Origin of the sequence: Nonomuraea maritima, assembly GCF_900100395.1 — a bacterium.
Lineage (GTDB): Bacteria > Actinomycetota > Actinomycetes > Streptosporangiales > Streptosporangiaceae > Nonomuraea > Nonomuraea maritima.
In genome coordinates this window covers 25242-37467 of the sequence record NZ_FNFB01000025.1, presented here as the reverse complement: position 1 = coordinate 37467, position 12226 = coordinate 25242, and the positions used below count along the sequence as shown (strand labels likewise).

The 12226-nt window shown below is 72.3% G+C and carries 11 protein-coding genes; 4 read left to right on the top strand and 7 right to left on the bottom strand.

The window, feature by feature from the left end; all coding sequences use genetic code 11:
- Positions 1-20 precede the first annotated feature (20 nt).
- Genes BLR04_RS29740 through BLR04_RS29730 form a run of 3 tightly spaced genes read right to left on the bottom strand, consistent with a single transcriptional unit; the run spans position 21 to position 2413 of the window.
- On the bottom strand, positions 21-806 hold the full coding sequence (locus BLR04_RS29740) for an enoyl-CoA hydratase/isomerase family protein (RefSeq protein WP_090771482.1): 786 nt from the start codon (positions 804-806) through the stop codon (positions 21-23).
- Positions 803-1717, bottom strand: coding sequence for an alpha/beta hydrolase (locus tag BLR04_RS29735; protein WP_090771480.1), 915 nt, complete (start codon positions 1715-1717; stop codon positions 803-805). The genes BLR04_RS29740 and BLR04_RS29735 overlap by 4 nt, the downstream gene beginning before the upstream one ends.
- Before the next feature lie 9 nt (positions 1718-1726).
- The gene (locus BLR04_RS29730; RefSeq protein WP_090771478.1) at positions 1727-2413 is read right to left on the bottom strand and encodes a gamma-glutamyl-gamma-aminobutyrate hydrolase family protein; all 687 of its coding nucleotides are present in this window, start codon (positions 2411-2413) and stop codon (positions 1727-1729) included.
- Between the two features lie 481 nt (positions 2414-2894).
- Here BLR04_RS29730 and BLR04_RS29725 point away from each other — a divergent pair, with 481 nt between their 5' ends.
- The gene (locus tag BLR04_RS29725; protein ID WP_090771476.1) at positions 2895-4019 is read left to right on the top strand and encodes a globin domain-containing protein; all 1125 of its coding nucleotides are present in this window, start codon (positions 2895-2897) and stop codon (positions 4017-4019) included.
- Positions 4020-4087: 68 nt separating this feature from the next.
- Complete coding sequence (locus BLR04_RS29720) at positions 4088-5539, top strand: sialidase family protein (protein WP_143022268.1); 1452 nt, start codon at positions 4088-4090, stop codon at positions 5537-5539.
- On the opposite strand, the gene BLR04_RS29715 is transcribed toward BLR04_RS29720, so the two are convergent.
- Complete coding sequence (locus BLR04_RS29715; protein WP_090771472.1) at positions 5536-6333, bottom strand: helix-turn-helix domain-containing protein; 798 nt, start codon at positions 6331-6333, stop codon at positions 5536-5538. The two genes, BLR04_RS29720 and BLR04_RS29715, sit on opposite strands and share 4 nt — an antisense overlap.
- Positions 6334-6476: 143 nt before the next feature.
- Here BLR04_RS29715 and BLR04_RS29710 point away from each other — a divergent pair, with 143 nt between their 5' ends.
- Positions 6477-7556 carry a WD40/YVTN/BNR-like repeat-containing protein gene (locus BLR04_RS29710; protein ID WP_090771470.1) on the top strand — a complete coding sequence of 360 codons (1080 nt, stop codon included), beginning with the start codon at positions 6477-6479 and terminating at the stop codon, positions 7554-7556.
- A 3-nt stretch (positions 7557-7559) separates the two neighbouring features.
- Positions 7560-7868, top strand: coding sequence for a ubiquitin family protein (locus tag BLR04_RS29705; protein WP_143022267.1), 309 nt, complete (start codon positions 7560-7562; stop codon positions 7866-7868).
- Between the two features lie 86 nt (positions 7869-7954).
- Here the strand turns inward: BLR04_RS29705 and thyX are convergent, their stop codons facing one another.
- The 3 genes from thyX to BLR04_RS29690 all read right to left on the bottom strand — a co-directional run bounded on the left by thyX (position 7955) and on the right by BLR04_RS29690 (position 12184).
- Positions 7955-8737: an FAD-dependent thymidylate synthase gene (thyX, locus tag BLR04_RS29700; protein ID WP_090771466.1), complete on the bottom strand. Its 783-nt coding sequence runs from the start codon at positions 8735-8737 to the stop codon at positions 7955-7957.
- Between the two features lie 129 nt (positions 8738-8866).
- Complete coding sequence (locus tag BLR04_RS29695) at positions 8867-10012, bottom strand: amidohydrolase family protein (protein ID WP_090771464.1); 1146 nt, start codon at positions 10010-10012, stop codon at positions 8867-8869.
- 45 nt (positions 10013-10057) lie between these two features.
- Positions 10058-12184, bottom strand: coding sequence for an anthranilate synthase component I (locus tag BLR04_RS29690; protein ID WP_090771462.1), 2127 nt, complete (start codon positions 12182-12184; stop codon positions 10058-10060).
- Positions 12185-12226: the final 42 nt, after the last annotated feature.

The following is a 12226-nucleotide window of genomic DNA, read 5'->3' as shown; positions in this document are numbered from 1 at the left end:
GGGGGAAGCACACCCGTCGCTCAACCGAACGACGGCGGTCGCTTCTCGCGCACCGCACGCACGCCCTCGACGACGTCGGGGCCGGTGAAGCCGAGAAACTCCATCGCCAGGGACGCGTCGAACGACGGGCCCGCGAGGCGCAGCCAGTTGTTGAGCGAGTACTTCGTGAGCCGGATCGCCTCCTGCGCCCCCGAGGCCAGCCTGACGGCGATCTCCATCGCCTTGTCGTGCACCTCGTCGTCGTCGACGCACAGGCTGACCAGCCCCATGCGCTCGGCCTCCTCGCCGGTGACGGGTTCGCACAGCAGCAGGTGGTACTTGGCCTTGGCCAGGCCGCACAGCAGCGGCCAGACGATCGCGGCGTGGTCGCCGGCCGCGACGCCGAGCCGGGTGTGGCCGTCGATGATGCGCGCGGTGCGGCCGGCGACGGAGATGTCGGCGAGCAGCGCGACGGCGAGCCCGGCGCCGACGGCCGGGCCGCGGATCGCGGAGACGATCGGCTTGGAGCAGTTGAGCACGTTGTAGACGATGTCGCGGGCCTCGGCGAACACCCGCAGCCGGGTGGCGTGGTCGCGCGTCATCTCCTCGATCATCGACAGGTCGCCGCCCGCCGAGAACGCCGGCCCCTCCCCCGTGACGAGGACCGCCCGCACCGAGTCGTCGCGGTCGGCGTCGCGCCAGACCTCGCCCAGCTCGCGGTGGGCGGTCGCGTCGACGGCGTTGAGCCGGCCCGGCTCGCTGATCGTCACCCGCAGCACGCCCTCGGCCGGCGTGTCGATCTTGAGCTTCTCGTACGGGCCTGTCACAGCGCCTCCTTCAGCCGGGCGGCGACGTAGTCGCGTGCCTGCGCCGCCTGGTCGAACAGCCCGGGCAGGACGAAGAAGCTGTGCACCGCGCCGTCGAACCTGCGCAGTTCGGCAGGGACACCGGCGTCGGCGAGGCGGCGGGCGTACCGCTCGCCCTCGTCGCGCAGCACGTCGTACTCGGCGGTCACGACGGTGGCCGGGGCCAGGCCGGACATGTCGGGCAGGCGCAGCGGGGACAGGCGCGGGTCGGCCGGGTCGGCGCCGTCCGCGTACTGCCGGGCGAACCAGGCCATCTCCTCGGCGTCGAGGCCGTAGCCCTTGGCGAACTCGGCGTAGCTCGGTGTGTCCATGGCCAGGTCGACGACCGGGTAGACGAGCACCTGGTGGGCCAGGCGCAGCCCGGCGTCGCGGGCCTGCCAGGCGGCCACGGCGGCGAGGTTGCCGCCCGCACTGTCGCCGAGCACCGCCACGCTGCCGTTGCTCTGGTAGAAGGCGGGCCGGGCGAAGATGTCGCGGACGACCGTCCAGGCGTCGTCGGCGGCGGCGGGGAAGGGGTGTTCGGGCGCCAGCCGGTAGTCGACCGACACGACGACCGCGCCGGTGCGGAGGGCGAGGTCGCGCCCGGCGGCGTCGTTGCGCTGGACGCTGCCGAAGACCCAGCCGCCGCCGTGGAAGTAGACGACCACGGGCAGCGGCGCGTCGCCGGTGTCAGCGCGGTAGATGCGGACCGGGACGCCCTCGGCCAGTTCGTCACGGATGAGCGGCAGTTTGGTGAGCGGGCCGCGGTGGATCGCCAGCGCGTCGTGCGAGCGGATCTCTTCGATGGCCGCCAGGTCGAGGGTGGCCGGATCGACGCTGAGATCGGACGGGTGCCGGGCGAGGTGGTCGCGCGCCTGGGGGTGCAGCGGCATGATCGAAGCCTAGCGGGCCGCCTCGACGAACGCATCGAAGAGCCGGTTGTCGTCGCCGCGTTCCGGGTGCCACTGGACGCCCACGCCGAACCGGTGCCCCTGCAGCTCGATGCCCTCGACGATCTGGTCGTCGGCCCACGCCACGGCGAGCAGGCCGCTGCCGAGGCGGCGTACGGACTGGTGGTGCGGCGCGGTGACCTCGACCTTGTCGCCGAGCGCCTTGCCGAGCTTGCTGGAGACGCTGACCTGGATGACGTGGGCGCCGCCGGACTCGGTGTGGCGGTCGTTGCCGAGCACCTCGGGCAGCCACGGGATGAGCGTGCCGCCCTGGGCGACGTTGAGCACGTGCATGCCGCGGGCGATGGCGAGGATCGGCAGGCCGGCGCGGACGGCGGCCCTGACCAGGGCCAGCTCGAACCGGTCGCGGTGGGTCTGGGGCTCGGGGACGCGCTCGTCGCGCTCGGCGTTGTAGGCGTCGGTGCCGACCTCGACGCCGCCCGAAAGGACGAGGCCCCGAAGGCCGCTCACGTAGTCGTCGGCGCTCTGCGGGCCGAGCGGCGGCAGGACCACCGGCGCGCCCCCCGCACGCGCGACCGCCTTGGCGTAGGACGGAGGTGACAGCACGGCCTCGCGCACCCAGTCGCCCCAGCGGGCTGCTTCGAAGTAGGCGGTGATGCCGATCAGCGGTCGGGACATGCGGTCTCCAGGGGGGCACGGTGGAGTTCGCGCCGTCACCGGCCGGGCCGGAAGGCGGCGGGCACATGGCCATCATGGCGCACCTGCTTTCCCGATTGTCACCCCTCCCGGAGATCACTTGGGCCCGGCGGGGCGCGAGTTTCCCGTCGGGTCCCCTCTCCCCTCGTCGCCGGCCATGGAGCGGCGCGCGCCCCGCTTTTGTCTTTACTGAGCACGCGGGGAAGCCAATGTGATGAATATTCACCTTCGCCGCCGAAACAGCGGAGCGCCGGATACAGAAAATCACCGTCCCACTACGGATAGTTCAGCATCGCACCTTATTGGGGTGAAACGGTTGTGACGCGTCATGAGCGGTGTAACACTCACTTTCGAGCGCAGGACATACGCCGGGGTGGGGGTCAGGCGCTCACGACCCGGAGCCGTCAGGGAGGTGGACGACAAGACCGGAATGCGTTTCCGGTCAAGGGGTGGGGTTGGAAAGATGTCGTTGAATCCGCGCCTGGTAAAGGAGAGTTTCTCCGCCGTCGAGCCGCAGGCCGAAAAGGCCACGGCCTACTTCTACGGACGGTTGTTCGCTGAGAGTCCGCACCTGCGCGGCATGTTCCCGCCGGCCATGGACGTCCAGCGTGACCGGTTGTTCAGCGCGCTCACGCGCATCGTGTGGAGCGTGGACAGCCCGGACGGCATGGCCGCGTACCTCGGCCAGCTCGGCCGGGACCACCGCAAGTACGGCGTCATCGCCGAGCACTACACGGCTGTCGGCAACGCGCTCGTCGCCACGATCAGGCGCTTCGCCGCCGAGATCTGGAACGACGAGATCGAGGCCGCCTGGGTGTCGGCGTACGCGGCGGCCGCCGACCTCATGATCAAGGCGGCCGACGAGGACGCCGGGGTCAACCCCGCGTGGTGGCTGGCGGAGGTGATCGACCACGAGCCGCGCCACCGCGACATCACGGTGATCACGCTGCGGCCCACGCAGCGGCTGCCGTACACGCCGGGTCAGTACGTCAACGTGCAGACCGCGCGCTGGCCCCGGGTGTGGCGGACGTTCTCCATCGCGAACGCGCCGCGCCCCGACAACACGATCAGGCTGCACGTACGCGCCGTCGCGGGCGGCTGGGTGTCCACCGCGCTCGCCCGGCACACCCGCATCGGCGACACGGTCATGCTCGGGCCGCCCATGGGCACGATGGCGCCGCGCGAGGACAGCGAGCGCGACGTGCTGTGCGTCGCCGGCGGCACCGGCCTCGCGCCGCTGAAGGCCGTCATCGAGTCGATCATCGCCTCCGGCCGCCGTCCCAACATCCATCTGCTGTACGGCGCCCGTACCGCCGAGGAGCTGTACGACCTGCCCGACCTGATCAGGATGGAGTCGTCGTTCCCGTGGCTGCGGGTGCTGCCGGTCGTGTCGGACCAGCCGGCCTTCGACGGCATGCGCGGCCACCTGCCGGAGGTGACCCAGCGCTTCCCCTCCTGGGCCGAGCACGACGTGTACGTGTGCGGACCGCGCGGCATGGTCAACGAGACCGTGCGGCGCCTCCAGGACGGCGGCGTGCCGCCGGCGCAGATCCACCGCGACGTCACCCAGGGCGAGCGCGATTTCTAGATCAGGATGTTGACACGGGCGGCCCGGACGGTGCCTGCTGGAGGGTGCCACGCCAAGAGAGGTGATCCGTGCCGCCCTCCTCCGCGCCCTCCTCTGTGCCCTGTCTCCCTCCGGCCGCGCGGACGGGCGTACGCGCGCTCGCCGTCGCGCTGCTCACCGTCGTCCTCACGATCGTGCCGGCGTACGCGTCCGACGACACGGCCATCCCGCTCACCCTCGTCGGAGCGGACGCGCCCGGCCCGCAGACCGGCCCCGACACCTACCAGTGGGGCTCGACCCTCGTGGTGGCGCACCAGGCGGGCAGGTACGCCGACGTGGGCGCGGCCGGCGTCGTGGTCGCGGCCTCCGCCGACGGCGACACCAGCTGGACGAGCGGCCTGCTGCCGGGTCTCATCGGCGGACCGTACCAGCGGGTGAGCGACCCGTCGGTGGCCTACGACGCCCGGCACGGCGTGTGGCTGGTCACCACCCTCGCGCTCTCCGGCGACGGCACCGGTGCCGCGGTGCTGACCAGCCGATCGGTCGACGGCGGGCTGAACTGGGAACGTCCGGTCGTCACCGCGGCGGCCGACCGGGCCGACCTGGACAAGAGCTGGGTGGTGTGCGACAACGGCGAGCGCAGCCCGTACCTGGGCCGTTGCTACGCCGTCTTCGACGACCACGCGGCCGGCAATCTGATCATGGTGGCCCGTTCCTCCGACGGCGGCGTGACCTGGGAGGTCGCCCCCACCTCGGCCACCGGCCTCGGCGGCCAGCCGGTGGTGCGGCCGGACGGCGCCGTCGTGGTGCCGTACCTGGGCGACGACGGGTACGTCCGCGCCTTCCGCTCGCTCGACGGCGGCGGGACGTGGGGCGCGAGCGTGGCGGTCGCGCGGGTCGAGCGGCACCCGGTCGCGGGCGGCCTGCGCGCCGAGCCCCTGCCGTCCGCCGAGGCCGACGCCTCGGGAACCGTGTACGTCGCCTGGCACGACTGCCGCTTCCAGTACGGCTGCGCGGGCAACGACATCGTGCTGAGCAGGTCGGGGACGGGCGCGTCGTGGAGCGACCCCGTGCGCGTCACGTCCGGCGGCGGCGACCACTTCATCCCCGGTCTCGGCGTCGACCGCGAGAGCGGCGGCGAGCAGGCGGCCAGGCTCGCGCTGACGTACTACCGCTACCCCGAGGCCGCCTGCACGGCGGCCACCTGCCGCCTCACGGTCGCCTACACCTCGTCCGTCGACGGGGGCGCCGGCTGGTCGCCGCCGCTGGAGCTGCACGGCCCGGTCGAGCTCGACCGGCTGGCGGCCGCGGGCGCCGGGCTCACGGTGGGCGACTACATCTCCACCTCGGTGCTGCCGGGAGGCCGGGCCTTCCCCGCCTTCGCGGTCGCCGCCCCGCCCCCTGACGAGGTGGGCGAGGTGCGCACCCATACCGTCGCCGGAGGGCTGCCGCTGGTGGGTGGCGGCCCCGCCACCGTGTCCGTCGATGCGGCGGTCGCGACCGGCGATCCAGCCGCCGGGCCGCCCGCGACGTCCCGCTAGCTTGTGGCGAACGCGGCGGCGGTCTCCTCGTCGTTCGGCCAGAACGTCTCGATCGCCAGCTCGGAGAGCGTGACGTCCACCGGTGTCCCGAACGTCGCGATGGTGGTGAACATCGACAGCACCCGGTCGCCCGCCGCGATCCGCAGCGGCACCAGGATGTCGCCGGGGCCGGGCACGTGCGCCACGTTGAGGTCGACCCCCGGGTACGTGTACGCGGCCAGCTCGTCGTGCAGCTCGGCCAGCCGCCCGTCGCCCGACACCTCGGCCTGGCGGCGCAGCCGGTACAGCAGGTGGGCCCGCACCTCGGCCAGGTTGAGCAGCCGCCCGCCCATCGCCTTCGGGTGCAGCGACAGCCGCAGCACGTTGACCGGCTCCGCCAGCAGCTCGTCCGGCACCCCTTCCATGAACATGGCCGCGGCCGCGTTGGCGGCGACCAGGTTCCACGCCGCGTCGACCACGACCGCCGGGTACGGCTCGTGCCCGGCCAGGATCTTCTCCAGCGCTTGGCGTACGACGCTCATCTCGGGGGCGCGTACCTCGCGTTCGGGATAGACGGGGGCGAAGCCGGCGGCGACCAGCAGCGCGTTGCGGTGCCGCAGCGGCACGTCGAGCTCCTCGGCCAGCTTCATCACCATCTCCCTGCTGGGCCGGGAGCGGCCGGTCTCCAGGAAACTGATGTGGCGGGCCGACACGTCGGCCTCGATGCCCAGGTCGAGCTGGCTCACCCGTCGCCGCTGCCGCCATGACCGCAGCAATTCCCCGAACGACCCGCCTTGGACGGCCACCGCACTCATGCCGTGAACGCTATCGGTCAGGGAGGAAGCGTCGCGATTACCCCCGAGGTCATGCGCGGGCGTCACGGTGCCGAATCTCCCAGTCCTCGGTTACTGTCGGTGGCGCGTGACACCATGGGCGCAACCAACACGGGAGCGACGCTATGAGTGACGCAATCCTCGCGATCGGCACCAGAAAAGGCCTGTTCCTGGCCCTGTCCAAGGGCGGTGGGCCCTTCGAGCTCCAGCCGATCCAGTTCTCCACGGTCGCGGTCCACGCGGTGGCGATCGACACGCGGGGCCCGGCGCCCCGGCTCCTCGCCGGCATCGAGTACGGGCATTTCGGTCCGTCCGTCATGTATTCCGACGACCTCGGGCGCACCTGGCAGGAGGCGCCCCGCGCGCCGATCGCCTTCCCCGAGAAGACCGAGGCGACCCTCGCCAGGGTCTGGCAGCTCACGCCCTCGCCGTCCGAGCCCGACGTGGTGTGGGCGGGCGCCGAGCCGGCCGCCCTGTTCCGCTCGGAAGACCGCGGCGTCACCTACGAGCTCGTCGAGAGTCTCTGGGAGCACCCGCACCGCGAGCGATGGGTGCCGGGCGGCGGCGGCCTGTGCCTGCACACGATCGTCCCCCACCCCACCGACCCCCGCACCATGGGCGTCGCCGTCTCGTCCGCGGGCTTCTACCGCACGTCCGACGGCGGCTCGTCGTGGGAGGCGGCCAACCACCGCATCCGCGCGCCCTTCATGCCCGAGGGGCAGCAGTATCCGGAGTTCGGGCAGTGCGTCCACAAGGTGGCGCTGCACCCGTCCCGGCCCGAGCGGCTCTACCTGCAGCACCATTTCGGCGTCTACCGCAGCGACGACTTCGGCGGCACCTGGCACGACATCGGCTCCGCCCTGCCGTCCGACTTCGGGTTCCCGATCGCGGTGCACCCGACGCGGCCCGGCACCGTCTACGTGCTGCCGCTGACCGCCGACATCGACCGCACGCCGGTCGATCACCGCTACCGCGTCTACCGCAGCGACGACGACGGCGCGACGTGGCAGCCGATGTCGCGAGGCCTGCCGGAGGAGCCGGTCTACGCGGCGGTGCTGCGCGACGCGATGACCGCGTCGGAGGCGGGGGTGTTCTTCGGCACCCGTGACGGCGAGGTCTACGGCTCGCGCGACGACGGCGAGACGTGGTCGCAGGTCGGCCGGCACCTGCCCGACGTGCTCACGGTGCGCGCGGCGGTGCTCTAGTCGATGGCGAGACCCGTCACGATGGTGGTGTTCGTCCTGCCGAGCGTGCTGCGGCGATGGGTGAGCGGGCGCACCGAGGTCAAGGTCTTCGCCGTGGGCGCCGACCGCGACTCCCCACCCACCCTCGGCGCGGCCCTCGACACGCTGCGGCGCACCCATCCCCTGCTGGCGGAGCGGCTGTGCGACGAGTACGGCGGCGTCCGCCGGCACATCAGCATGATCGTGTGCGCGGAGAACGCGCGCTGCGTCGGCGGCCTCGACTGCGCCCTTCCCCCGGGCGCCGAGATCTACGTCCTGCCCGCCCTCGCCTGACGACGGCTGCCGAGCCGAAGGGCTCGGCAGCCTGGCACGATCTTCAGGGGCTGGTCAGGCGGGGGGCACGCGGCGGGCCGTGGTCGTCAGACCTTGCGCCAGCCGGGCACCCAGGCGCCGTCCTCGACGACGTAGTCGCCGAACAGGGCGGGCGCCTCCTCGCGCATGATCTCACCGATGCGCTGGAAGAGCATGCGGATCTCCTCCTCCGCGCCGACGGCGGTGCGGGCCTCGATCGTGTGCCGCAGCGTCCGCACGTTGGCCGTCCACACGAGCCCGGTCGCGACGCCCTCGGGGGCGAAGCGGCGCATGAACGACGTGCGGTGCTTCTTCTCGGCGAACTTCACGCCCTCCTCGTCGAGCCCGAAGTGCTCGCCCATCCAGAGCTGGAACTGCTCGAGGTGCTCGAGCACGGCGCCGGCCCGCTTCATCAGCTCTTCGTCGGCCTGCGCCCACTCGGGGAACCAGAACGGCAGCTCCTCCAGGCGGACGAAGCGCATCGACTCCTGCGAGATCGCCACCCCGGGGCGGTGACGCACCAGCTCGTGGGTCAGCACGCGGCTCACGTTGTGGAGCACGAAGCTGAAGTTGAGGTGTTCGAGGACGGAACCGTGCGCGCTGGCGAGGATGTTGCGCAGGTAGTCGTCCTGGTTGTCCCTGATCCGGGTCACGTTGGGGTTGAGACCGGGTTCGAAGGAGCGGTAGCAGAGCCGGCCGGCGAACTCGGCGAGGTTCTGGGCGTCGAGGTCGCCGCGGTCGAGGCGCTCCAGCCAGCTCTCGCCGCCGACCTCGCGCAGGTAACGGGCCAGCTCGTCGTAGTCGAGCGCCGGACGGGCGACGATGAAGACCTCGGGTTCGACAGTGCGCATGTGGGGAGCCCCCGCTCGGATCGGCAGTGTGACGGCCCAAGCAAACCAGGTCGCGGCGGTGAGCGCGACTCAGCCCCCGCCGCACACCTGTCAGCGTACCGGGGCAGGTCAGCAGCGGTGCGACCGCGGTCACAGACGGTAGACGCGGCGGGCGTTCGCGGAGCCGATCATGTGGGCGACGCGGGCGGCGTCGGCGGGGCTCCACTCGCCGTCGGCCAGCCGCGACCCCAGCGCGGCGGCCAGCGCGCGACGGTAGCGGAGGGCGCCCAGGTAGCCGCTCTCGGCGAGCCCGTGACACCCCGAGCTGAACAGCAGCTTGTGGTACGGCGCGAGCTCCAGCAGCTCGTCCATGACGCGGGCGCCGGCGGCGGTGTGCGGGAAGGCGAGGCCCACGTCGGCGTACACGTGCGGCAGCGCGCCCGCGAGATGGGCGGCCTGCCGGTGGAACGGGTAGCTGTGCAGCAGCACGACGGGCACCCCGAGCGGCTGCACCTGCTGGACGAACGCCCCGAGGCGGGCCGGGTCGGCGCGGTGCGGCTCGGCCGGTGACCGCCCGCCGAAGCCCGTGTGGAACTGTACCGGCAGCCCGCGCTCCCTGGCCACGTCGATCGCGCACCACAGCAGGTGGCGCAGCAGCACGGGGTCGGTGACGGCCCCCTTGGGGTCGTCGAGGCGCCGGTTGGCCGCCGCGATGACCGCGCCTCTGGCGGGCCGCGCGGGGTCGAAGTCGAGGCCGTACAGGGCGGCGATGACGGTCTTGAGCCCGACCGCGCGGGCGGCCCTGAGGGTCAGCTCCTCGCCGAGGCCGTCGAGGTAGTCGACGGCGATCTGCGCCGTCACGGCCACGTCCTGTTCGACGCGTTCGACGCGGACGAGCTCGTCGGCGGCGGCCCCGCCGTGCCGGCCCATCTCGGTGGCGGTCAGCATGTCGATGTCGTCGGCGGCGGTGTCGACGAGGAACGCCACCACCCCGGCCGCGCCGAGCAGGCGCCGGTTGACCTCGGTGGCGCCCAGTTCGTCGCGGCGGGCGAGGTAGACGGCGGGCGGCGCGTGCGGATCGAGGTCGAGGACGGGCGCGCACCAGCGGCGTACGGCCGTGCCGACCGGGGTGTCGAAGTGGGTGGTGCCGGGCGGGGCCGGGGCCGCGCCCGCGCCCATGAGCAGTTCGAACTGCCCTCGGGACAGGTCGTCTCGCCGCACCCCGTGACAGTGGTGGTCGACGAGCGGGGCGAGCAGCGCGTCACGCACCGTGCCGGGCAGGTCTACGGGGAGCATGCGGAGACTCTAGGGGAGCCCCGCACGCTCCCGCCCGCGTTTTACCTACCTGCGGGCCAGACGAAGCACGTTCGCGATGATCTTCGCGCCGGCGCCGCCCTCCTGGGTCAGGATCGACTCGGGGTGGAACTGCACGGCGAAGCGTCGCCGCTGGGCGTCCTCGACGGCCATGACGTTGCCGTCGGGCGTGAGCGCGGTCGGGGTGAAGCCGACCACGCCGGGACGCTTGGCGTGCAGCGAGTGGTAGCGGGCCGCGGTGAACTCCTCGGGCAGCCCGTCGAGCAGCGCGCTGTCGCCGAGCCTGGCGACCCGGCCGCGCTTGCCGTGCTCGGGGTGGTCGAGCAGTTCGAGTGTGCCGCCGGCGTGCTCGACCATGGCCTGCAGGCCGAGGCAGACGCCGAACACGGGCAGGTCGCGGGCGTAGACCTGGTCGAGCAGCGCCGAGATGCCGAAGTCGGTCGGCCAGCCGGGGCCGGGCGAGAGCACCACGAGGTCGGGTGCGATCTCGTCGAGCATGTGGATCGGGAAGCCGTGGCGCAGGGTGACGACGTCGGCGCCCTCCTGGCGGAAGTAGTCGGCGAGCGTGTTGACGAAGGAGTCCTCGTGGTCGACGAGCAGCACCTTCAGGCCGAGGCCCGGCTGCTCGCGGGGCTCGACGACCGGCGCGACGTCGCCCTCGCCGACCGTGGCGAGGGCGCCGAGCAGGGCGCTCGCCTTGAGCTCGGTCTCGCGCTCCTCGGCCTCGGGGTCGGAGTCGAACAGCAGTGTCGCCCCGGCCCTGACGGTCGCCACGCCGTTCCTGATCTGCGCGGTGCGCAGGGTCAGGCCGGTGTTCATGGAGCCGTCGAAGCCGATGAAGCCGATGGCGCCGCCGTACCAGCGGCGGGTGGTGGCCTCGTGGTCCTCGATGAACTGCATGGCCCACGTCTTGGGAGCGCCCGTGACGGTGACGGCCCACATGTGGGTGAGGAAGGCGTCGAGCGCGTCGAACTCGGGACGCAGGCGGCCCTCGATGTGGTCGACGGTGTGGATGAGCCGGGAGTAGAGCTCGATCTGGCGGCGGCCGATGACCTTGACGGTGCCGGGGACGCAGACGCGCGACTTGTCGTTGCGGTCGACGTCGGTGCACATGGTCAGCTCCGACTCCTCCTTCACGCTGGACAGGAGGGTGCGGATGGCCTCGGCGTCCTCGACCGGGTTGCTGCCGCGGGCGATGGTGCCGGAGATGGGGCAGGTCTCGACACGGTCGCCGCTGACGCGCACGTACATCTCGGGTGAGGCGCCGACCAGGTGCTCGCCCTCGCCGAGGTTGATGATGAACTCGTACGGGGCCGGGTTGCTCCTGCGCAGGCCGCGGTAGAACGCCGACGGGTCGGCGCAGGTGGCGTGGAAGACCTGGCCGGGCACGACCTCGAACAGGTCGCCGCGCTTGAACTTCTCCTTGGCGGCGGCGACGACCTTGGCGTACTCGCCCCTCACGGGGTTGTCCGGCAGCTCTGCGGGGGTCACCCGCGGGAAGGTCTCGCCGGTGCGCTCGAGCCCGCGGGTGCTCGCGCCGTCGACGATGAACTCGTAGCGGTATTCGAGGCTGGTCTCGCGCTGACGGTCGATCACGACGAGCCGGTCGGGCAGGTGCAGCACGAGGTCGCGCTGGTCGTCGGGGCGGACGAGCTTGTGCCGGACGGGCTCGAACTGGAAGGCCAGGTCGTAGCCGAAGGCGCCGTAGAGGCCGAGGTGCGGGTCGTCGCCCTGGAAGGCGGCGATGACCTCGCGGATCGCGGTGAAGACGGTGGGCCGGCGGCTGCGCATCTCCTCCGGCAGCAGGTCTTCCGACTCGGGCACGTACACCTCGACGTGGTCGGCCGTGGGCTCGGCGACCGGCTTGCCCGCGGCCAGGAGGCAGGAGGCGACGGCGGGCAGCACGACGCGGCCGCGCTCGTTGAGTGCCCTCGCGGCGATGGTGCGGCCCTTGGCGACCAGTTCGAGGCACGGGTCGACGTAGCCGAACGCCCATCGGCTGTACCGGCCCGGGTAGTCCATGCCCGAGGAGAAGGCGCCGCCGCGCCGTTCGCCGAGGGCTGTGACGATCTCTTCCAGCGCGGCTTCGTCGACCTCTCGCGCCTCACGCTCGACCCGGATGCCCCCGGCGGTCGTATATCCGCTCGTCTCCATGTGCTGTGCCCCTTATCACGTCAACTGATCGAGCCCCGGGGG